This is a genomic window from Salinibacterium sp. M195, assembly GCF_019443965.1.
Taxonomy (GTDB): Bacteria; Actinomycetota; Actinomycetes; order Actinomycetales; family Microbacteriaceae; genus Rhodoglobus.
The window spans coordinates 898,922-921,391 of the sequence record NZ_CP040814.1; the positions used below are offsets into that span (position 1 = coordinate 898,922).

19 protein-coding genes are annotated in these 22,470 nt (G+C 62.0%); 10 read left to right on the top strand and 9 right to left on the bottom strand.

Translation table 11 applies throughout. From position 1 onward, the window contains the following. The 3 genes from lysS (at position 1) to FFT87_RS04300 (ending at position 1,978) form a co-directional block, all read left to right on the top strand. Positions 1-1,500 carry a lysine--tRNA ligase gene (gene lysS / locus FFT87_RS04290; protein ID WP_219950120.1) on the top strand — a complete coding sequence of 500 codons (1,500 nt, stop codon included), beginning with the start codon at positions 1-3 and terminating at the stop codon, positions 1,498-1,500. Positions 1,501-1,505: 5 nt separating this feature from the next. Further along, positions 1,506-1,691 (top strand): hypothetical protein, encoded by a 186-nt coding sequence (locus FFT87_RS04295; protein ID WP_219950121.1) that lies wholly within the window; start codon positions 1,506-1,508, stop codon positions 1,689-1,691. Positions 1,692-1,789: 98 nt separating this feature from the next. Next, a complete protein-coding gene (locus FFT87_RS04300) occupies positions 1,790-1,978 on the top strand; it encodes a hypothetical protein (RefSeq protein ID WP_219950122.1) in 189 nt (62 codons plus the stop codon). On the opposite strand, the gene FFT87_RS04305 is transcribed toward FFT87_RS04300, so the two are convergent. After that, on the bottom strand, positions 1,975-2,997 hold the full coding sequence (locus FFT87_RS04305; RefSeq protein WP_219950123.1) for a LacI family DNA-binding transcriptional regulator: 1,023 nt from the start codon (positions 2,995-2,997) through the stop codon (positions 1,975-1,977). The two genes, FFT87_RS04300 and FFT87_RS04305, sit on opposite strands and share 4 nt — an antisense overlap. A 234-nt stretch (positions 2,998-3,231) precedes the next feature. Here FFT87_RS04305 and FFT87_RS04310 point away from each other — a divergent pair, with 234 nt between their 5' ends. The 5 genes from FFT87_RS04310 (at position 3,232) to FFT87_RS04330 (ending at position 10,683) form a co-directional block, all read left to right on the top strand. Then, positions 3,232-5,271, top strand: coding sequence for a beta-galactosidase (locus tag FFT87_RS04310; RefSeq protein WP_219950124.1), 2,040 nt, complete (start codon positions 3,232-3,234; stop codon positions 5,269-5,271). Next, positions 5,268-6,200 (top strand): carbohydrate ABC transporter permease, encoded by a 933-nt coding sequence (locus FFT87_RS04315; RefSeq protein ID WP_219950125.1) that lies wholly within the window; start codon positions 5,268-5,270, stop codon positions 6,198-6,200. The genes FFT87_RS04310 and FFT87_RS04315 overlap by 4 nt, the downstream gene beginning before the upstream one ends. Next, the gene (locus FFT87_RS04320) at positions 6,200-7,078 is read left to right on the top strand and encodes a carbohydrate ABC transporter permease (protein WP_219950126.1); all 879 of its coding nucleotides are present in this window, start codon (positions 6,200-6,202) and stop codon (positions 7,076-7,078) included. Before FFT87_RS04315 ends, FFT87_RS04320 begins: the two co-directional genes overlap by 1 nt. Positions 7,079-7,157: 79 nt before the next feature. Beyond that, positions 7,158-8,489: an ABC transporter substrate-binding protein gene (locus FFT87_RS04325; protein ID WP_219950127.1), complete on the top strand. Its 1,332-nt coding sequence runs from the start codon at positions 7,158-7,160 to the stop codon at positions 8,487-8,489. After that, positions 8,473-10,683 carry an alpha-galactosidase gene (locus tag FFT87_RS04330; RefSeq protein ID WP_219950128.1) on the top strand — a complete coding sequence of 737 codons (2,211 nt, stop codon included), beginning with the start codon at positions 8,473-8,475 and terminating at the stop codon, positions 10,681-10,683. The genes FFT87_RS04325 and FFT87_RS04330 overlap by 17 nt, the downstream gene beginning before the upstream one ends. A gap of 18 nt (positions 10,684-10,701) precedes the next feature. Here FFT87_RS04330 and FFT87_RS04335 read toward each other — a convergent pair whose 3' ends face one another. From FFT87_RS04335 to FFT87_RS04370, 8 genes are read right to left on the bottom strand one after another with little or no spacing between them, the layout of a single operon-like run. Further along, the gene (locus FFT87_RS04335; protein WP_219950129.1) at positions 10,702-11,658 is read right to left on the bottom strand and encodes a pirin family protein; all 957 of its coding nucleotides are present in this window, start codon (positions 11,656-11,658) and stop codon (positions 10,702-10,704) included. A gap of 36 nt (positions 11,659-11,694) precedes the next feature. Beyond that, complete coding sequence (locus tag FFT87_RS04340) at positions 11,695-12,858, bottom strand: peptidase C39 family protein (protein ID WP_219950130.1); 1,164 nt, start codon at positions 12,856-12,858, stop codon at positions 11,695-11,697. A 42-nt stretch (positions 12,859-12,900) separates the two neighbouring features. Continuing rightward, entirely contained in the window at positions 12,901-14,592 is a 1,692-nt protein-coding gene (locus FFT87_RS04345) for an ABC transporter ATP-binding protein (RefSeq protein WP_255560053.1), read from the bottom strand. Beyond that, positions 14,589-15,446 (bottom strand): ABC transporter permease, encoded by an 858-nt coding sequence (locus FFT87_RS04350; protein ID WP_219950131.1) that lies wholly within the window; start codon positions 15,444-15,446, stop codon positions 14,589-14,591. Before FFT87_RS04350 ends, FFT87_RS04345 begins: the two co-directional genes overlap by 4 nt. After that, the gene (locus FFT87_RS04355) at positions 15,443-16,432 is read right to left on the bottom strand and encodes an ABC transporter permease (RefSeq protein ID WP_219950132.1); all 990 of its coding nucleotides are present in this window, start codon (positions 16,430-16,432) and stop codon (positions 15,443-15,445) included. Before FFT87_RS04355 ends, FFT87_RS04350 begins: the two co-directional genes overlap by 4 nt. A gap of 2 nt (positions 16,433-16,434) precedes the next feature. After that, positions 16,435-19,107, bottom strand: a complete 2,673-nt coding sequence (locus tag FFT87_RS04360) for an ABC transporter substrate-binding protein (RefSeq protein WP_219950133.1) — start codon at positions 19,105-19,107, stop codon at positions 16,435-16,437. 47 nt (positions 19,108-19,154) lie between these two features. Continuing rightward, positions 19,155-19,418 carry a helix-turn-helix transcriptional regulator gene (locus FFT87_RS04365; RefSeq protein WP_219950134.1) on the bottom strand — a complete coding sequence of 88 codons (264 nt, stop codon included), beginning with the start codon at positions 19,416-19,418 and terminating at the stop codon, positions 19,155-19,157. After that, positions 19,418-20,077, bottom strand: a complete 660-nt coding sequence (locus FFT87_RS04370) for a hypothetical protein (protein WP_219950135.1) — start codon at positions 20,075-20,077, stop codon at positions 19,418-19,420. Before FFT87_RS04370 ends, FFT87_RS04365 begins: the two co-directional genes overlap by 1 nt. A 149-nt stretch (positions 20,078-20,226) precedes the next feature. On the opposite strand from FFT87_RS04370, the gene FFT87_RS04375 reads away from it, so the two are divergent. Then, complete coding sequence (locus FFT87_RS04375) at positions 20,227-21,309, top strand: hypothetical protein (RefSeq protein ID WP_219950136.1); 1,083 nt, start codon at positions 20,227-20,229, stop codon at positions 21,307-21,309. A gap of 56 nt (positions 21,310-21,365) precedes the next feature. Beyond that, positions 21,366-22,442: a hypothetical protein gene (locus tag FFT87_RS04380; protein WP_219950137.1), complete on the top strand. Its 1,077-nt coding sequence runs from the start codon at positions 21,366-21,368 to the stop codon at positions 22,440-22,442. Positions 22,443-22,470: the final 28 nt, after the last annotated feature.

Genomic DNA, 22,470 nt, shown 5'->3' on the forward strand with positions numbered 1-22,470 from the left:
GTGAATGACGCTGCCAACGCTCCAGAACCCACCGAGGCCGAAGTTTCTGAACAGAAAGCTGTTCGGCTCGAGAAGCGTCAGCGACTCATCGATTCTGGCGCTGAGGCGTACCCGGTTGGGGTCGCTATCACGACAAGCATTCCGGCGGTGCGCGCCAAGTATCCCGCGCTAGAGGCAGACTCCACCACGGGCGACACTGTTGGCCTTGCTGGCCGCATCGTGCACCTCCGCAACACCGGCAAGCTGTGCTTCGCATCGTTGCAGGCTGGTGATGGCGCGCGCATCCAAGTCATGGTCTCTCTCGGCGAAGTCGGCGAAGATGCCCTCGCTCTGTGGAAAGAACTTGTTGACCTCGGTGATCACCTCTTTGTGAGCGGTGAAGTCATTTCGAGCCGCCGCGGTGAGCTTTCCGTCATGGTGAAGGAATGGAAGATCGCCGCCAAGGCCGTATTGCCCCTCCCGAACTTGCACTCCGATTTGAGTGATGAGCAACGTGTTCGTAGCCGCTACCTCGACCTCATCGTCCGCGAGCAAGCACGCTTCACCGTGCGCGCCCGCGCCAAGGTCAACGCCAGCCTGCGCGCAACATTTGCCGCGCATGAATACCTCGAAGTCGAAACACCGATGTTGCAGACAATGCACGGTGGGGCATCCGCTCGCCCGTTCGTCACGCACTCGAATGCCTTCGACACTGAGCTTTACCTGCGCATTGCGCCTGAGCTGTTCTTGAAGCGTGCCGTTGTCGGTGGCATCGAGCGTGTGTTCGAAATCAACCGCAATTTCCGCAACGAGGGTGCTGACTCAACGCACTCGCCCGAATTTGCCATGGTCGAGGCTTACCAGGCTTATGGCGACTACAACCAGATGGCCGACCTCACGCAAGAGCTTGTGCAGAACTCAGCAGTTGCTGTCACCGGCGGCATGCTGGTCACTCTTTCTGATGGCAGTGAATATGACCTCGGTGGCGACTGGGCGCGCATCTCAATGTATGACTCTCTCAACGAAGCAGCGGGCTTCACCATCACTCCGCAGACGCCGGCTGCAGAGCTGAAGACGTTGGCAGACGCCGTCGACATCGGAGTAACTCAGCCGACCCACGGCAAGTACGTGGAAGAACTGTGGGAGCACTACGTCAAGCCGGGTCTCGACCGTCCGACGTTCGTTATGGACTTCCCCGTCGACACCAGCCCGCTCGTGCGCGACCACCGCACCATCGACGGTGTCGTAGAAAAGTGGGACCTCTACATTCGCGGCTTCGAACTGGCGACTGGCTATTCTGAGCTCGTTGACCCCGTTATTCAGCGCGAACGCTTCGTGGAGCAGGCGCTGTTAGCCAGCCAAGGCGACGTCGAAGCAATGCGTCTCGACGAAGACTTCATCCGTGCCCTTGAGCACGGCATGCCACCAAGCGGCGGCATCGGGGTCGGCGTTGACCGCCTACTGATGGCGATCACCGGGCTCGGAATTCGCGAAACAATTCTCTTTCCGCTGGTGAAGTAGCAACTATGACTGACTACGAGTCGCCGTCGAGCGCTGAGAATGCTGAGAACGCTGGCGAAGACGCAAGCCCGGTGAGCCGCAAAAAGTCGGCCATCACGCCCATGCGCATCGCACTCTGGGTGCTGGTGGGTGGCGCTGGTCTCATCATGGTGATCACGGGGCTCGTCGGTGTTTTGGTGAAGGCGCAGTAGTGGACCGCAAATCATCACGGCTCATCATGACTGTGACTCTCGTGGGACTTGTCGTACTCATCGCCATAGTCACCTTCGTGAACGGTTAGGCTGAAGACGTGCCTCAAGAATTCTGGTCGAACGCGATCTTCTCCATCGTGCCCACGGTCGCCGTTGGGCTCATTTTTTGGTTCGTCATGGCCGCGATTATGCGCTCAGACCGCACCGAGCGAGAGAGCTACGCCAAGATCGAGGCAGAAGAACGCGCCAAGGCCGCCCCACGCGTCGACTCCACGATCCAGTCTTAGGCCGAACCGCGCAATTTGATCTCGGTGGGCAAGATTCGTCCGGGGCTTTCCAGCGTCGTGCCATTCACCAGGTCGAGCACCATCGATGCCGCCTCGCGGCCCAACAGGTCGGCTGGCTGACGAACCGTTGACAGCTGCGGCTGGCACCGAAGCGCCCAGTCGCTGTCATCAAATCCCACAATTCCTACGTCGCCGGGAACGGAACGTCCGCTCTCGCGGAGCACATCCATTGCGCCGGCAGCGACGGCGTCGGATGCCGCGAAGACCCCATCGATGTCGCCAGCGCGTTCGAGAAGCATCTTCATGCCCTCGACGCCGCTAGTGCGCGAGTAGAGGGAAAAATCGACGACGAGGTTCTCGTCGAAGTCGTCGCCCATCGCATCCCGAAAGCCGGCGAGGCGTTCGCTGCCGGAGTCGCGGTCGAGGGCGGCGGCAATCATGCCGACGCGCTTGCGACCGGTTGCCAGCAGCGCGCGCGTGATATCGCGGGCAGCACTGCGATTGTCGATGCCGACGTAATGCATGTCTGGGGTGCTCTCGGGGTGGCCGACGAAGACGGCGGGGAGTCCGATGTGAGCAATGGCGTCGGCAATGGGGTCGTGTTCTCGTGCGGAGACGATGACGGCGCCGTCAACGAAACCGCCGCGAAGGTAGTCAGCGATGCGAGCACTGTCGCGGTCTGATCCGATGATGAGGCAGACGAGCTGGTAGTCGGCTTCGGAGAGCCGCTCGTTGGTGCCAAGAAGAATCGCGCCGATATTGGGGTCTTCGAGAAACACGGAGTGCGGTTCGTGCACGATGAGGGCGATCGCTTTTGAGCGCTGGGTCGCAAGGTTTCTCGCAGCCATGTTGCGCACGTAGCCGACCTTGGCTATGGCCTTTTCGATGGCGTCGCGGGCGGAGTCTGAAACGTATGGTTCGCCGTTGAGCATTCGCGAGACGGTGCCTCGTGAGACGTTCGCTTCAGCGGCGACATCAAAGATTGTCGCGCGGCGCGGTCGGGTACCTTGTCTTGCCATGACCCCATGCTATCGGTCGGGAGGGCGAGGGCTCGCCCGACTTTCCGGGACTGTTCACGTTCACAGACACGCCGAAAAGTTGACACTTCGATTGATGTTCGCTTAGTCTGTGCACGCTCCCAGAAAATCACATCGATTCTTTTGGGTCGCATTCTGTGCACGTTCACAGAAAGCGTCTGCAGAACACATGACTCCGCGCACGAGCGACAGAGTCAGAGGCCAAAGGAGGCACGCGTGACCACACCCCGCGCAGATCGCGTCGCGAGCTGGTCACCCGATTCCCTCGTTCTCGGGTGTGACTACAACCCCGAGCAGTGGTCAGAAGAAGTGTGGCATCAGGATGTCGCCCTCATGCAGGAGGCCGGGGTCAGCCTCGTCGCCATCAACATCTTCGGCTGGGCCGAGATCGAGCCGCGCGCCGGGGAGTACGCCTTCGATCGTCTAGACACGATCATGGATTTGCTGCACTCTGCCGGAATTCGCGTGAACCTCGGAACCGGCACCTCATCGCCACCCGCCTGGCTCACCACCGCCCACCCCGAAATCTTGCCGACCGCCGCTGACGGCACCCGCCGCTGGCAGGGTGGTCGCCAAGGCTGGTGCCCGAGTTCACCCGAGTTCCGCACTGCAGCCCTCGGCCTCGTCGAGAAAGTCGCCGAGCGCTACGGCGGCCACCCTGCGCTCGCGATGTGGCACGTTTCGAATGAACTCGGATGCCATAACGCGCACTGCTACTGCGACACGTCTGCTGCCGCATTCCGCGTCTGGCTTCGCGCCCGCTATTCCACAATCGATGCACTCAACGAAGCGTGGGGCACCGCGTTCTGGAGCCAGCGTTACAGCGACTGGAACGAAATTCTCCCTCCGCGCATCGTTCTCTCGTCGGCCAACCCTGCTCAACGAATCGACTTCTCTCGGTTCAGCTCCGACGAACTGCTCGACTACTACCGTGGCGAAGCAGCGCTGCTCCGCTCGGTGAGCAGCATCCCCGTCACCACAAATTTCATGGTGACCGCTCATATCCGTAGCCAAAACTACTGGCAGTGGGCGAGTGAGATGGATGTCATCGCCAACGATCACTACCTCGATCACCGGCTTCCGCATCCGGTCAGCGAGCTTTCCTTTGCCGCAGACCTCACCCGTGGTCTCGCGCAAGGGGAGCCCTGGATTCTTATGGAACAAGCCAGCAGCGCAGTGAGCTGGCAACCGCACAACCTCGCCAAGCAACCTGGCGAGATGCTGCGCAATACGTTGACTCACGTTGCCAGGGGCGCAGATACGGTCTGCTTCTTCCAGTGGCGCGCGTCACGACACGGTGCCGAGAAATTTCATTCGGCGCTTCTTCCTCACGCCGGCACTGACACTTCCCTATGGCGTGAGACCCTCGACCTGGGTGCGAAACTCCACGCGCTCGAGCCTCTCGCGGGCACTCGGGTCGAGGCTTCAGTCGCACTCGTGTTCAGCTGGGAAGCGTGGTGGGCTGCCGAAGGCGACTCGCTGCCATCGTCGGACGTTCGCTACCTGTCGCAAGTGCATGCCGCCTACGAAGCCTTACGCGCCAACGGCGTCACTGTTGACGTGGTTGCTCCCGGAGCGCCGCTCGACGCTTACAAGCTTGTGGTTGTTCCGAGCCTGTACCTCGTCGACGACCACAGCGTCGAGGTCATCACAGAGTTCGTTTCGGCCGGAGGAGTGGCTGTTGTCACGTTCTTCTCGGGAATCGTTGACGAGACCGACGGCATCCGCATGGATTCCACCGGCGATACTCCTCCGGGCGCCTTCCACGACATGCTCGGTGCGTGGACAGAACAGTTCTTCCCTGTCCTGCCGGAGACGAAACTTGTGCTCAACGATGGTGGGCTTGCCGCTACGTGGGCTGAACACGTTCGACCGACGAGTGCGGATGTCGTTGCCGAGTTCGCGAGTGGCCCGATGATTGGTGGGCCAGCAATCACGCGCAACACTTTCGGTTCGGGTGCTGCCTGGTATGTGGCGACCGCGCTCGACGAATCAAGTTTTGCGGACCTGATGGGTCGTGCAATTAACGAGGCCGGCGTCGAACAGCTCGACGTTCCTGCTGGTGTTGAGGTCGTGACGCGATCGAATGACTCAGCGCGTTTCCGCTTCGTGATCAACCACAGCGCGCATGAGATTACTTTTCCCGCCGACGGCGCAGAATTGTTGACGGAAACTGCGGTCACAGGTTCGGTGACTGTTCCCGCTGGTGGCGTTCGCGTCATCCGCCTGACTGTCGAAGAAGGAGCAACGCGATGACTACAGACATTGCTAAGCCCGCCACCCCCACCACGGAGGTGACGAAGAAGGTTCGCCGCGCGACTAAGGCCACGAAGAACCGTGGAGCTGTGCTGTTCTTTATCGCCCCGTTCTCGGTGCTGTTCTTGTTGTTCTATATTCTGCCGATCCTGGTGGCGATCTATCAGTCGCTGCTGACGGTCGAACGCGAAGGAACTTTTGGCAAGCCAACAGAGGTATTTGGTGGCTTCGTGCAGTACGCACGAGTGTTCCAGGATGACGCTTTCTGGGCATCCATTCTTCGGGTGCTCACCTTCGGTGTCGTGCAGGTACCGATTATGCTCGGCCTCGCGTTGTTGCTCGCACTGTTGCTGGACTCACCGCTCGTCAGGGGCAAGCGGTTCTTCCGCCTCGCGTTTTTCGCACCGTATGCGGTTCCCGGCGTCATCGCCGCGGTCATGTGGGGCTTCCTCTACTCGCCCAAGCTGTCGCCGTTCACCGCGATTACGAGCGAAATCAACTTCCTCGGAGCCGACCTTGTGCTGTGGGCTATCGCCAACGTCGTGACGTGGGTGTTCGTGGGTTACAACATGATCATCATCTACTCGGCGCTGCTCGCGATCCCGAGCGAAATCTACGAAGCCGCTCGCCTCGATGGTGCTTCGCAGGCGCGCATCGCGTGGTCGATCAAGATCCCGCTAATCACCCCGGCGATTACGCTCACCGCCATCTTCTCCATCATCGGAACGCTGCAGTTGCTCGCCGAACCTCAGGTCTTCAAGAGCTTCACCTCGGCCGTGACCAGCACCTTCACCCCGAACTTGCTCATCTATTCGACAGCGTCGGTGCCGAATGTGAACCTGGCTGCCGCTTTCTCGGTCGTGCTCGCGCTCTTCACCTTTGCGCTCTCGTTCACCGTGCTCAAGTTCACCCAGCGAAAGGCTGACTGATGAGTGCCACGACAACTTCCGTGAAAAAGCACAACGGTCCCCGCGAAAGCCTGTTCTCTCGGGCGGGCGCCATGCTCGTTATGGCTATCTGCACTTTCTATTTCTTGGTGCCGATCTGGTGGCTCTTCGTTGCCGCAACGAAAGACCGCGCCGACTTCACCACGAGTGCACCGCTCTGGTTCGCCGACTTCAACCTCATTGAGAACATCGGCAACCTGGCGGCTTATCGCGACGGCGTCTTCTTCCGCTGGATGCTCAACAGCGTGCTTTACGCCGGTGCTGGTGCTGCCATCGCAACGCTCTTCGCCACGATGATGGGCTACGCGCTGGCGAAGTACAGCTTCCGTGGCCGCGAAACGCTCTTCAACGTTGTGCTCGGTGGAGTGCTGGTTCCCGCAACGGCTCTCGCGCTTCCGCTGTTCTTGGTCTTCAGCCAGGTGGGCGCAACGAACACGTTCTGGTCGGTTTTCCTGCCCAGCATCGTGAGCCCGTTCGGTGTCTACCTTGCGCGTATCTATGCGACCTCGAGCGTGCCCGACGAGCTTGTCGAGGCTGCGCGCATCGATGGTTCCGGAGAAGTTCGTACGTTCTTCACCGTTGCCACCCGGCTGATGACGCCGGCAATGGTCACGATTTTCCTCTTCCAGTTCGTCACGATTTGGAACAACTTCTTCCTCCCGCTCATCATGCTGCGCGACGAGAAGCTGTTCCCCGTCACGCTTGGCCTCTACATCTGGAACAGCCAAGTCAGCCAGATCCCCGAAATTCGGGCGTACGTGATCATCGGTGCCCTGCTGTCGATCATCCCGCTCATCATCGCTTTCCTCAGTCTGCAGCGCTTCTGGCGCAGCGGACTGGGAACGGGCGCGATCAAGTAGTCGCCCTCTCGACCACTCGGCTTACCCCGAGGGAATCCCCGCACCACACCACAATCACAATCGCAAGGAAGGTAATCGCATGGCTAATCGCATAGCTCGCGCTGGAGGAGCATTGGTGCTCGTCTCCGCGCTCGCACTCTCAGCATGCTCAACCGGCGCAAGCACAGACGGTGGCACTGACGCCGCTGCGTGCATGCCCTCAGATGGACCCGTCACTCTGAGCTTCACCACCTGGCTGCCCGGCATGGAAGAAGCCGTCGCCATCTGGAACGACAAGAACCCCGACATCCAAGTTGAGGTTCAGACCGGACCGAATGGTAACGGCGGAACGTACAACAACTTCTTCAACCAGATCGAAGCAGGCAATGCGCCCGACCTAGGCCAGATTGAGTACGACGCGCTGCCCAACTTCCGCGTGCAAGACGGCGTTGTCAACATCGCCGACTGTGCCGGAGTTCTGGATGCTCAGGACCAGTTCATCGACTGGACCTGGAGCCAGGTCACGTTCGGTGAAGAAGACGCTGTGTACGCAGTACCGCAGGACACCGGCCCCGAGGGGCTGTTCTACCGCGCTGACCTGTTCGAGAACGCAGGAATTGCGATCCCGACCACGTGGGCAGAGTTCGAAGAGGCAGCCAAGGCTGTTCGCGCAGAGGGCGGCTACATCACCAACTTCTCGCAGAGCGACATCAACGCCTTCGCCGGTCTCGTCTGGCAGGCCGACGGCCAGTGGTTCAAGAATGATGGTGAAGCGTGGGATGTAACCCTCGACTCGCCCGAATCGATCATGGTTGCCGAGTACTGGCAGAATCTGATTGACCAGGACCTCGTTGCTGTACTTCCGCCGTGGACCGACGAGTGGAACAACGGCTACAACTCGGGCGACGTGTGGAGCTGGGTTTCTGCAGTCTGGGGAGCAAACACCATCACGAGTGGCGCTCCGGACACCGCGGGAAACTGGGCTGTAGCTCAGATGCCGCAGTGGAACGAAGGCGAATCAGCTGCAGGTAACTGGGGCGGATCGAGCACCGCAGTTCTCAAGGGAAGCGAACACCCCTACGAGGCTGCACAGTTCGCACTCTGGTTGAACACTGACCCCGACGCGCTGTCGAGCATGAACAAGACGGCAAACATTTACCCGGCAACGAAGACTGGTGGCGACCTGCCCGCATTCTCCGAGGGCCTGGACTTCTACGGCGGACAGAACATTTACGATGTGTTCGCTGCTGCCGGCGCCGAGGTCAACCCCAACTTCACGTGGGGCCCGACCATGACGCAGACCTACACGGATGTTGCCGACGGATTCTCCGCCGCAATCTCTGGTTCAGGCACCCTTTCGGAGGCCTTGACCGATGGTCAGCAGAAGACAATCGACGCCATGAAGGCTGCCGCGATTGCTGTCAACGAATAGCTCGAACGACATAGTTCACCTCCGTGCCGCGGGTGCCAGCTTCGTGCTGGACACCCGCGGCACGGGCGTGCCGTCGATCACGCACTGGGGTGCAGACCTCGGAGAACTCGACCGCGAACAACTCGCGGAGCTCGCAGATTCGCGGGAGCGTGCCATCGGGCCCAGTTCGATCGACGAACCCTTTCGGCTGAGCATCGTTCCCTTGCTCGCCGAGGGCTGGAGTGGTCTGCCCGGGCTTGAGGGTCGCCATGATCGCCGCGCTGATTCCTCCGGTGGGCGAGTGCGCCGGCCGGCGTTGCAGACCGAAAGCATCGAGCATCCGCAGCCTGGCCGGGTCTCGATAACGCTCATTGATGCGGATGCGGATGCGGATGCGGATGCGGATTCCGCAGCACTGCGCCTCACTATCGACTTCGAGCTGACAGCCGCTGGTGTGCTGCGCAGCCGCTCGCGAATCACCAATATGGCCACCGAGACTTTCGAGCTTTCGTCGTTGGCAACCATTCTTCCGCTTGCGCCGGTGGCGCGCGAGCGACTCGACTTCAGCGGAATCTGGGCGGCTGAACGAAGCCCGCAACGGTCCGCCCTTGACTACGGCACGTGGCTGCGCGAATCGCGCCACGGCCGCCGCGGTCACGATGACTCCTATGTCATGGTGGCGGGTACACCCGGCTTTGGCTTCCGCCACGGGGAGGTATGGGCCCTGCATCTGGGCACGAGCGGCGACACTCGCATCTGGATAGATCGAACGGCGCTCGGCTTCACGACGATGGGTGCCGCCGAACTTCTCGCGCCCGGTGAAGTGCGTTTGGCAACTGGCGAGTCCCACGAAACGCCATGGGCTTATGCCGCCTGGTCGGAAGCGGGCCTCGACGGAGTGAGTTATCGCTTCCACGAGTGGTTTCGTGGCCTTCCGGCACACCCCTCCACACCGCGACCGCTCACTCTCAATACGTGGGAGGCCGTCTACTTCGATCATAATTTTGAGCAACTAGCGGCGCTCGCCGATGCCGCAGCTGACGTTGGTGTTGAACGCTTCGTGCTTGATGACGGCTGGATGGCAAATCGCACCGACGACAAGCGGGCCCTCGGCGATTGGACTGTTGACGCCGGCTCGTGGCCAGAAGGGCTAGCTCCGCTCGTCGACCGCGTCACGGCCAGCGGGATGCAATTCGGGTTGTGGGTGGAGCCTGAGATGGTGTCTCTCGACTCCGAACTGGCGCGCGAGCATCCGGAATGGATTCTGCGCGACGATGAGCGCCCGCTTCCGAAGTCGTGGCGCAACCAATACGTGCTCGACCTCGACAACCCGGCCGCCCGGCAACATGTGCGGGAGGCAATTGCCGCGTTGCTCGATGAATACGCCATCAGCTACCTCAAATGGGACATGAACCGCGACCTTCTCGGCGGCTCGGTTCACCGTCACGTTGCGGCGACCTATCGTCTGATGGATGAGTTGCGCGAGCGCTACCCGCACGTCGAAATCGAATCGTGCGCTTCGGGTGGCGCGCGTGTGGATGCCGGAGTCCTTGAGCGCGTTCAGCGCGTGTGGCCCTCCGACACCAATGATGCGCACGACCGATTCTCAATCATGCGCTGGACGAATCTTCTCGTGCCGTTCGAATACTTGGGCTCGCACGTCGGCTCATCGCCCGCGCACACGTCAGGACGTTCCCTGTCGCTGGGCTTCCGGCTAGCGACAGCGCTCATGGGGCATTCGGGCATCGAGTGGGACCTCACGGCAACAACCGACGACGAGCGCGATGCGCTGCGTGTGTGGGCTGGCGTCTATCGTGAGCTTCGCGACCTCATTCACACGGGTCGGGTCGTTCGCAGCGAAATCGACGCCGAGCCCATTGTCACGGGGATCGTGGCGGATGACGACACTGGTTCGGTATCCGATGCTGTCTTCTGGGTGACAAACCTCACTACCCCGACCGATTCAGTTCCGACTGCCCGGCGTTTGCCTGGGCTTGACCCGCACCGCACGTATCGCATCAGCCCCGTAGATGTGGGCGCGGCAGCGGCAACCTACCCGGGCACAGCGCCAGCATGGTGGCAGGCAGGCGAGCTCACGCTGTCGGGCGCAGTGCTTGGGGCGGTGGGGTTACATTTGCCGATTTTGCACCCCGATGAGGCGCTCGTTCTGCGAGTCACCGCGGTTGACGACCTCGATTCGAGCGGCGCACTCTAAGCAGCGAGGATCTCGAAGCTAGTCGCGCGGCTTCAGCCTGATCGTGGGCAGCTCGGGCGCAGGCAGCGGATGCCCGTCAAAGTTGGCCACGGTGCCGAAACGTCCGGCGGGGTTGCCGCCGTCAATTACGTCGGCCTGCCACTGCGCGCGGTACTCCACAATCTCGTCGTGACTGCGCCCGATGAAGTTCCACCACATGATGATGGATTCGCCGAGCGGCTCGCCTCCGAGCAGCAGGAGCCGGGCATCCGTCGTCGCGGTGATCGTGAGTTCGGTAAGGCCGGGGGCGAGGTAGGCGAGGTGATCTGTCGGGGTCGCGACGTTCGCGATTGTCACGTCTCCGGTATCCACGAGCACGCCATGTTCGAAGCTGGCGTCGAGAGTGAGCGTGATGCTTGTGCCGGCGGGAACGTCGAGCTGGGCGCCAAGAAGCGGCGAGAAGACGCGGGCTGGCGACGAGACGCCGGCCAGCTCACCGATGAAGACGCTGAGAGCGGCGCCCTGATGCTCGAAGGGTGTTGGCGCATAGTTCTCGAATGCGGGAGCGGTGTTGCGATGCGCATCAGGCAGGGCAACCCAGAGCTGCGCGCCGTGCAGAAGCGTCGGCTCGGAGGGAGAGACCTCGGAGTGCGAGATGCCGTGACCGGCCGTCATGAGATTCAACTCGCCGGGCCGCACGGTCGCGAGACTGCCGACGCTATCGCGGTGCTCGATGTCGCCGGCAAAAAGCCAACTGACGGTTTGCAGGCCGGTATGCGGATGCGGGGGCACGTGCATCCGCGTCGTCTCTGGTCCGTAGTGATCGATGAAACACCAGCCGCCGATGAGTGAGCGGGAACGCTGCGGCAGAGTGCGCCGCACGTTCATTGCCCGCGGACCACCGAGGGGAACCTCGCGCGGCGTGAGCAACTGCACGCCAGCTCCCTGCTGCGTTTCACACAGCACTTCGGCCGGGTTCTTCTCAGGGTTGCTCACGGCGGCTCCTCTACCCGATTGTCACGTCGCTGAGTGCTAGCGTGCCACAAAAATTACCCCGCGATAAGTGGGGTCACCGAACGCCACCATCTGGTCGAGCACCGCGATCGAGACGGGGAGATCGTGGGAGTCGACCCAGGTCTCACCCTGCTCGGCCGTGATCCACGGATCGTTGAGCAGAACAGTGTCGCCATCCACGGCGTGTGCCACGACCCAGTGCGGAGTCGAGGCATCGTGCATGGGCTCTTCTTCGATCAACAGGATCGCCAATTCGCCACTGGCAACGCGCTCAGTGATCTGCTCGATCGACAACGGGGCAGTGTGCTGCTGGATGCCGCGGCTCACCGCTTCGGCTCGAGACTGCTCCTGCAGCTGCTCGCGGAATATGCGCTCTTCGCCCTCGTAAGTTTCCAGTAGCGTCGGCGCAGTCGTATCGAGGTGCAGCTCGAGACGGATAGCCGACGCCGACTGCGCAATCACGTCGTGCACGGCCACCGCGAGACCCAACGGCTCACAGGCCGGAAAGTTGGTGGCCGAACGCCAGAAAGCGAGTTCGCGCTCGCGGGCATCCTCATCTTCGGTGTCAGCGAAGGGCTCAAGGCCCAGGTGGCTGAGGGCGGTCATCGCGGCGACCGCTCCACACGTGAACAGTGTGGTCTGGCCGTAGTAGCGCAGTTGCTCGTGCGACCAGCCGCCGTGCCACAGCACGAAACCGCGAACGCCTTGCGTGCCATCGGCAGAGGAGATGGGGTCGCGCAGTGCGGTGAACCCGAGATCGACAGCGAAGGCGGGGAGGTCGGAATCGAGCGGGAGCTGCCACTTGAGGGCAGCGTCGCCGCGCTCCGCGGAGGCCTCGATTAGTGTGCCGAGAAGAGCCTGAGCTGCAGCGTCACTGTCAGCCCAGAGATCTACGAGCTTCGTGTAGCGCGTATTGGGGCGACCGGAGGTGAGCGTCGCTGCGCTGCCGGTGGGGGAGTCGAGCATCCACACCCGAGGGTTATAGGGCGTGCGGTCGCGTTGCCATTCAGCAGCGCGCTCAGTGCCGAGAGCCTCTATGAGGTGCGCGGGAAGCTCGGCTGGAGAAAGCTCAACGACGGCGTCAGCGGCGCTCGCGTCAGAGTCGGCAGCAGAACCGGCGGCAGCAGGACCGGCGGCAGCGGATTCGGCGGCAGCGGGCTGGGCAGGAGTGGAGGTGTCCACGGGGTCCTTTCGGGGCGAGGTTGGGCGCTTCTGGCGCCGAGCTCAGTGAGTGGGTGCTTCGTGAATCGACGCCGCAACGAGCGCCTGAGTGTAGGGATGAGTCGGGGCGTTGAGCACGTCGTGGCACAGGCCAGACTCGACAACGTCACCGTGGCGCAGCACGTAGACGCGGTCGGCGAGCTGACGCACCACGGCAAGGTCGTGCGAGATGAACAGGATCGAGAGACCGAGTTCGAAGCGGAGTTTCGCGAGCAGGTCGAGAATCTGTTTTTGCACCGAAACATCGAGCGCCGAGACCGATTCGTCGCAGATCAGCAACTGCGGCTGAACCGCCAGTGCGCGGGCAATTGCGACTCGCTGGCGTTGGCCACCCGAGAGTTCCGCGGGGCGTTTGCTCGCAAAGTCGGTGGGCAGTTCCACCAACTGCAGCAGGCCGTTCAGGTCGGATGCCGGGCGACCAGCCACCCGCAGCGCCAACTTCAGCGACCGCCCGACACTGATCATCGGGTTGAGCGAGGAGTACGGATCTTGGAACACGATCTGCATTTGCTTGGGCGTGCGTGTGGCGCGGCCCGGAGCCAGGGCAACACCATCGAACTCGATCACACCGCTAGTTTCGTGTTCGAGGCCGGCAATGCAGCGCGCGATGGTGGTCTTGCCCGAACCGCTCTCGCCGACGATGCCCACAGTTTCGCCCCGGCCCACCGTGACGCTCACTTCGTGCAGCACGCTTTTGTCGCCAAAACTCTTGGTGATGTCGGTCGCGACAACGAGGTCACCGGTCGTGCTGTTGGGCGTAACACCGGCACCTTCGGCGCTAGCAGCAGCAGCAGCAGCCGCGTCGCGAGCGCCAGCGCCGGACGCCGCCCGCACGACCCGAGCCGAGCGATCGGTGAGCGAGGGGTCGGCGTCGATCAGCGCCCGAGTGTACGGATGGCTTGGCGCATTGAGCACGGAGCTCGTGACACCGCGCTCAACGATCTCGCCGTGGCGCATCACGAGCACGTGCTCCGCACGCCCGCGCACCATGCCGAGGTCGTGCGAAATGAGCAGGGCAGCCATGCCGCGCTTTTCTTGCAGGCCGCGAAGCAGGTCGAGAATCTCGCCCTGGTTGCTCGCGTCGAGAGCCGTGGTTGGCTCGTCAGCAATGAGCAGTTCTGGGTCGGTGGCGAGGGCCGCAGCGATCGCAACCCGTTGGCGCATTCCGCCGGACAGTTCGTGCGGGTAGGCGCGGGCGACATCTGCGGGCAGGTTCACTTCGGCAAGGCTCTGGGTGATCAGGGCGGTGCGCTCGTCGCGGCTGAGGCGACGGCCGGCGGCCGCATCGATCGTCATCCCGATCTGGGCGCCGCAGCGGTGTACGGGGCTCAAGCTCGTGAAAGGGTCTTGCAGCAGGAGCGAAATTCGGCGGCCCCGAGTGGCTCGCCACACGGCATCCGTTGACGGCAGCTCGATTGTGGCACTCGACAGCGCAATGGTGCCGCGCGCGCTGAAGCCGGCAGGCAAGAGTCCGGCGATGGCTTTGGCTGAGAGGGTCTTGCCCGAGCCCGATTCGCCGATGAGGGCGAGGGTTTCGCCCGGCGCGATGGAGAAGTCGAAGGGCGCGACAACCACGCCAGCTGGACCATCGATCGTCAGCCCCGCGACGGACACTTGGGCGGTCGCATTAGGGCTACGGCTGTCTGCAGCAGCGGAGTTCGCGGCAGCGGTGTTCGCAACGTCGGTGTCGGTCATGAGCGCCCCGTTCTGGTCAGGTTTTGGCCGAGCCAGTCACCAACGAGGTTTGCGGCCGAAGCGACGCCGATGATGAGTAGCGCCGGCACAAGAACCGCGGCCGGGTTGTCGATCATGATGGCGCGACCGTCGGTGAGCTGGCGCCCCCAGTCGGCCGTACCCGGAGCAACGCCGACGCCCAAAAATGACAGCGACGAGAACGCCACGAGCGCGAAGGCCACGTTGAGCATCGAGTTCGTGATGATGAGCGACCAGACATTCGGCAGCACTTGTGTGAACATGATTCGCGCCTTCGACAGCGACAGCATTTGGGCCGCCTCCACGAAGGGGCGCGCGGCCTGCTCCATGACCCCGGCGCGCACAATGCGGATGTCCGAGGGCGAGAACAGCAGGATCAACAGCAGCACGGTCATCCAGTAGCCAGCGCCGAAGACGCCAGCGACCACAATCGCGGCCAGCAGCAGCGGTAGCGAGAACAGCAGGTCAGTCCAGCGTCCAATAATGAAGTCGATCGGCCCACGAAGATAACCAGACACCGTGCCGAGCAGAATGCCGAGAACCATCGACCCGAGGGCAACACACACCGGACCAACGAGGGCGGATGCCGCTCCCGCGATCGTCAGAGCAAGCACGTCACGGCCGAGTTCGTCGGTGCCGAGAAGGTGGCCGGGGCTGCCCGGTGGCAGGAGCGAATCGAGAATCGACTGGGCGGTGGCATCCGGGGCAATGAGGTTGCCGAAGAGCACCAAAAAGGCGACAGCGCCGAGTAACGCGAGTGACAACCACACGGCCACCGGATGCCGGCGGCGCGACCGGGGAAGTTTCGCTAAGACGATAGCTTCGGTGCTGGTCACTGTGCACCCTCCTTAGCGCGGATGCGGGGATCGAGAAAGACGTACGCGAGGTCAGCCAGTAGAGCGATTGTCGCAATCGTCACGGCGACAAGCAGGGTGAGTGCTTGCACGACGGCGATGTCCTTGAACAGAACGGACCCTTGCAGCAGAGTGCCGAGTCCGGGCAGAGCGAACGTGGTTTCGGCCAGAACGGTGCCGCCGACCAGGAAGGTCAGCACGAGGCTCGCGCCGGTGACGATCGGGATGGCGGCGTTGCGCAGGGCGATCAGGTGAACTTGGCGGTCGGGCAAGCCTCGCGCGCGACCAAAGGTTACGTAGTCGCTTTCAAGTTCTCGCAGCATTGCCGTTCGCGTGAGTTTGAGGATGATCGCGCCGAGTCCGAGCGCCAGAGTGATGGCGGGCAGCACGAGGTGCCACAGGGTGTCGAGTCCGCCCTCGCCCGCGCCATAAACGGGAAAGATCGGCAGGTAGAACGCGAAGACGTAGAGCAGGAGAAGACCGACGGCGAAGGTGGGGGCGCTGAGGCCGACGATGCCGAAACCCGTTGCGAAGCGGTCGATCCAGCTGCCGGAGCGCACCGCGCTCTGAACGCCGAGCGGAACGGCGACAACGAGGGCGAGCACAAACGCGAGCCCGCTAAGCGCGGCGGTGATGCCGAGGCGGGAGCCAATCACATTCGACACCGAATCTTGCAGGCGGATGGACTGCCCAAAGTCACCGGTGAGGGTGTTGCCCAACCAGATCAGGTACTGCATATAGAGCGGCTGATCGAGGTTGTATTGCGCGCGGATGGCAGCAATGGCTTCTGGCGATGATGCCCGGTTGCCGAGCAGGTTCTTGACGATGTCGCCGGGGGCGAGATGCAACATCGAGAACACGATGATGGAGAGCACCAGCAGGATGCCGATGGTGCCGAGCACGCGCACCACAAGCATGCGGCCCAGGGACCGAGCTTGTGATGCGCGTGCAATCGGGGTGGTTGTCACTGCTATCCAGCGGGAGTGAGCAGGGTCGGCCACGACGAGATGAACGCGAATGAGCTGTAGCTGCTCATGTCGATGTTCTTCGAGAACGCGGTTGCGGATTGTCCCCACCAGAGTGGAACGCTGATGACGTCTTCTGCCTGCAGCGTCTCGGCCTCGATGAGGAGGTCGATGCGGGCAGCCGGGTCAGTCTCGGCGCCAACGCGGGCAAACAATGAGAGCACTTCGGGGTTCTCATAGTTCGAGATGTTGTAGTCACCGAGCATGTAGGTCGAGACTTCAGCGGGGTCGCCAAGAGTGGAGAAGTACCACATGAGGCCAACGCCGTAGCTGCTGTCTTGCTCGAGGCTCGCGAGCCATTCCTCGATCGGAACTTCGCGCACGTTCAGCGTGACGCCGATCTTGGAGAGGTTCTCGGCGAGCGACTGTGCTGCGGTTCCGAGCTGCGGCCCCGTGGAAGGGAAGAGCATGTCGGTCTCGAAGCCATCCGGGTGGTCAGAGGCTGCCAGTGCTGCGGCCGCCGCATCGAGGTCGAAGTCATACTGCGGGATGCTCGCCAGCAGGTCGCGGGCATCGTCGGCGCTGTAGACGCTTCCGAGGGATTCGGGCGTCGCGATGGCGGTGGCTACTTCACCGTGGCCGCGCAGCAGTTTGTCGACGATCGTGGTGCGGTCAACGCTGTGGGCGAAGGCTTCGCGCACCTTCGGGTCGGTGAACGGCTCCAGCGCGGTGTTGAAGTACATGCCGACATAGGAGAGGTCATTGACATAGTCAACACGCATGTTGTCGAGGTCTTCCCACTGGGTCGACTGCGCGAGCGGCACGTTGAAGGCAACATCAATATCGCCAGACTGGGCGGCAAGAAGGCGAGTGCCCTCATCCGGAATGAACTTCACGTTGATGTTTTTCACCTCGGGAAGGTCACCCCACCAGGTGTCGACGCGTTCGAAGTTCACGTGCGAGTCGGGCACGAACTCAGTGACCTTGTACGGCCCCGAGCCCAGGAGCAGTGCGCTGCTGGTGCCCACTTCGCCGTTGTTCTCTTCCCAGAACTTCTGCGACGTGATGAAGGCGGCACCACCGGTGCTCATGTTGGCGGCGAAGGCTGCATCGGGTGCCGAGAGGGTCACGGTGACTTCGAGGTCGCCAGTCTTTTCGACGGTGTCAACGCCACCCAAGTAGTAGGAGAGGCCGGGGGAGCTGGTTTCGTCGCGGGCTTGCTCCAAACTGAAGACAACGTCGTCGGCGGTCACCGGGGTGCCGTCTTGGAACATCGCATCCTCGCGCAGTTCGTAGACGTAGGTCACGTCATCCGGCTGCTCCCACGATTCGGCAAGACCGGGCTGCAGGGCGCCATCGGCATCGATCGAGACGAGACCTTCCTGAGCGATGGAGGCGATGTAGTAGTTCAGAATGCCGCTCTCGGCGCCAACATACAGGCTCGAGAGCGATCCGGGCAGGGCAACCGTGATGGTGTCAATGTTGCCGTCGCCGGTGGGAGTGTTCGAGGTGGCACAGCCAGCGAGTAGCAGTGCCGAGGCGGCGACGGCGACGGTGGACGCCCGAGCCCCCTTTACCAGGGTGGAGTTAGTCGATCTCATGCGAAGTTCGTGCCTTTCGGTGAGCGTTACAGGAGGAGTGAAGGGTGCGGATGAAAATTTCGCGCGTTGGAGATGCGAGTGCTGTGACAGTGCCGCGCGATCACTGCTGGTTTTCCGGGCCACCTCGCGCATGGCGAGCAGCCGGAGGGCTACGGCGATGCTGGGGGTGTCGGCCGAGTCGTCGAGCGTTGTCGCATAGATGCGTCGACGAAGTTTGGGCTGCAGCTCGAGAGCGACGACACTCTCGGGCAGGGTCGTGGTGGCGATCGCGAGTTCCGAGAGGAACGTCACGCCGATTCCGGATGCCACGAGCGCGAGTGCCGCGTCAGTTTTGGTGACGTCATGCCGCAGGGTGGGTTTCTCGCCCAGAGCGGTCGCGACAGCAACGAGTTGCTCGGTGCAGGTTGCCGGGCCGCCGATCCAAGTAGAGGGGAGGAGGGCTGCGACGCTGGCTGTCGTTCCGAGTTTCTCGGCAACCGCGCGGGGAACAATCGCGAGCACGTTCTCCGAGAGCAGGAAGCGCGAACGTAGTCCGTCGGCGCTGGTGTGCGAGCTTGAGGTGATCGTGTGATCGCTCGCGTAGCGATAATCGAGGGCAATGTCGGCGCTGCCGTCGGCAACAGCGCCGAGGGCGGCATCCGGTTCTGCCTCGCTGAATTCGACGTGGATGCCCGGAAACTCGCGATCAAGACGCGACAGTAGTGGCGCGATGATGCTGGCGACGGCGGCGGGGAAGGCTGCGAGGCGAACCGCTCCGCGGTCGAGGCCGAGGTGGGCGGTCAGGTCGCTAGCCGCTGCGGTTATGGCGGCATCGATGCGGGGAGCATGGCGAGCTAGGAGGGCGCCAGCTTCGGTGAGCTCCATGCCGCGCGGGGTGCGAGCGACGAGCGCGATATTGAGGCGAGCTTCACTGCGCTTGAGTTGCTGAGTAATGGCCGGCTGACTGAAGCCGAGCCTTCGGGCGGCGGCCGAAACGCTACCGGTACCTTGGATCGCCACCAAGATGCGCAGCATGTGGAGGTCGAGCGCGCGCGTGAGTTCGTCAAGGGTGGCGGAGTCTTCCGATGCGGCCTGCATAACGACACCTTATGGCCAAAGTGCCGATCTATAACGTTACAGAATTATTAACTTTCACTCTGAGCAATTTCGGACCCCGGCGACTGCACCGTGACGAGCAGCTCTCCGACCTCGCACTCCAGCGCAGCGCACACCGCAAACAGCGTCGAGAAGCGGATGGCGCGAGCACGGTCGTTCTTCAACACCGACAGGTTCACGACGCTCACGCCCACAATTTCGCTCAGCAGCGTGAGCGTCATCCCTCGTTGCTCGAGAAGTTCATCGAGCCGACAGTGGATGCCGGTGGCTTCGTTCTCTTCCGCGGGCGCCATCAGACGAGGCCGTCGGTGTCGCGCTGCAGGCGCTCGCCGAATTCGAACGCGGCGGCGACGACGCCGAGGGCGAGACCCCAGGCGAGGGGAGAGAATTCGATAAGTACGCCAAAGATAAGCAAGCCTTCTTCGCCGATACCGCTGTCGCCACGTGCGAGCACGGCATCTCCCAGAAACTGGATGATTTCCGCGTTCGTGATGCCCTGAAGCAGGGGCAACAACATTCCGACTGCCATCACGAGCACGCTCGCTGTAAGGGCTGACCACGTGGCGGAGCGGGCAAAGGGCCGCTTCTTGAGGAGTTTTGTGCCGAGCACAAACACAATGAGAGAGAGCCCAATGCCGAGCATCGCGCCTGCGGTCTCCTGCGACACCAGGAGCACGCGGATTCCGGCCGGGAGACCTTCGATCACCAGCGACACGGACTCGTACTCAGCTTTGCTGATGGCGGCAATTCCGTCGGCGAATTCTGGGGAGCGGGAGTTTGCGATTCCAAGTCCGTCAACAGTAATTTCGTTGGCGGTGAGCAGGTGCACCGACCGAGCTATCAGCAGGATGAAGCTCGCGATTCCGACGAGGAGCGCGCCGAAAGTGATTGCACGGAGCCCGCGTCCGTCAAGAACTTCGAGACGCTTGGCCGTGTGCGGTGATTTCTTCATGTCGAGCTTCCTCACGTTTTTCGATCCTATCGATAATCGTTAAGGTAACGTTTATCGATGGGGTGCGCAAGTGGCGAGCACGCCGTGTGATGCGGAAATTGCACGCCAAACGATTCTCCTCAGGAGTCAACACGACGTACGGTTGAATTATGAATTTTGGTCAACGAATGTTCGTTGCGATGGCGAGCGCTGCCGTTCTGACCCTCACTCTTGGCGCCTGCACCCTCTTCGACAGCACGTCAAGCAACGCGGGTGTCAGCCAGCTCGATCCCGTTCAGCAGCGGGCGTTCAGCGACACCGCAAATGCGGTCAGGTTGATCGGCGGAGTTGAGTCGGTATCGTCGAGCGCCACCACAGGCGACGTGTGGGGAGACGAAATCTCTCTCGACGTCACGGTGAGCCCCGTCGTGTCCGATGCCAGCGTGAGGGTGATTGCCGCGACCCTGCGAAACAGCTTTGATCGCAACGAGCTAGCAACGGTGCCAATAATTCTGACCCTGCGTACCGACGGTGCCCGCAATGGAACCTTCGAGCAGAGAAATTTTGACCTCTCCGACGACGCGGTCGCCAGCAACTTTTCGTACTGGCGAGCGGTCCAAGAGGCAATTGGCGCTGAGCTACGGATGGAGCTGTCACTGAGCCCTCAAGGTGACGACCGCTATATGCGCTCGCTTTCATCGCCCCCTGAGGTCGCTGCCAACGACACGATGGATCGCTTCGTTGAGAACTTTGATGGGCTCGCCGCGGTCCCCGATGTCAACGTCGACAAGTCATACACAATCTGGGCGGTAAACGGATTCCAATCCACCCACACGCTGCCGCCGGCTGACGTCGTTACCCTTATCGACGACATCCGCACGATCATTCCTCTGAACGGCAATTCAGCGGAGGGGCTCCTCTCGGCGGCAGGCGGCGAGTCACTCGAGGGCGTTGTCGTGTATTGGGCCCCGCCCGACGGAGTGCTGCCGGCAACAGAAGTCAGCATCAATCGTGCCCAGTTCCGTGAGCCTGACTGGCGTGCCGCCATCGATGTTGCGATCAGGGCAAGCGCAGAATCAGATGTCAGCGTCCAGTACATCGCTGGCAATAGTCAGTTTCGCCTTCTCACCTCTGCCTGTGAAGGGAACGTCGCGACAACAAGTGACGATGAGAAATTCTTCGAGGCGGTTCGCGACGCGGGGGCTCCGCTATCACCCGATGCTGCGCCAGGTCTCTGCCTCCCGAAGTTCTAATTCAGCGACCCGTATTGGGGCAAGCCCTCTCGCCGCGTCAGAAGTAAGTTTGAATCATGAAACTTCCTAGGCGGCTCTCTTCTGTCGTCGTGACCTCCGCTCTTCTCGCAGTCGCGCTCGGCGGCTGTTCCTTCGTCGGCGACGCGGGTCAAGTGTGGGGAATAGTTGCCTCCGACGCAGAGAAGCAGCGAAAGGTCGCGAGCGTGGTCTCCGCGCTCGAAGGCATCGAGGGTGTCGAGTCTGCGTCATCCGACTTCTCCGCTGACGGCCCGGCGGGAGACGAAGTTCACCTGCAGGTGACCGTGGGGGCGGCATCCACAAAAGAGCAAGCCTGGAAAATCGCAACCATAACCTATGAGGCCTTCTCGAGCGTTGAGCTGGCGGAGACGGTGCCACTGCTCACGCTTCGAATCGCCGGGAACGCACACAGCGTGCTGACCCGCAGCTTCTTCGCCTACTCCGACGAACAATTTGCCGAGGACTTTGACTACTGGCGCGCTATCGAAAAAACGGTCGGCACCGCGCTGTCGATGTCGTTGACCGAGGGATACGTTACCGGCACGTACCTGCGAACGTTCATGGCGCCGGATGGTGTCGATGGCGTCTCCACTGCCGAGGGCGTTATCGACAACTTTGATGCGCTCGCGGCGGTACATGATGAGACCAAGAACCCCACCATGTGGGAATTGTCTGGAATGCGGTCGTATCCGACCCTGCCATCAGCGCAGGCCGTTGAGTTGCTCGACGAGATTCGCGCCACCATTCCCCTCGTCGACTATTCACAACTACCAGAGAACCCTGAGCCAGAATTCGAGTATCCCGAAGGCGTGCAGTTGATGTGGAGCACGCCGTTCTTCGAAGCGCCGACCACCGTCGAGATTGTGATCACTCACAGCGAATATCGTGAATCTGATTGGGATGCCGCTCTAGGTGCCGCGGTCCGTGCGGCAGAATTGGCGAATCTTAATTTTCGATACGCAGCCGGCGATCAGCAGTTTCAGCTGCACACCTCCACGTGCGAAGGCACCGTAGCGGTCTCGGGCGATGATCGGAAACTCTTCGACACGGTGCTCGCGAGCGGCGCACAATTCCTGACCGGCGCTGCGCCCGGCGTGTGCATCCCTGAGCAGTAGCCCAGCACAGTCACGCCTAGGGCGAACA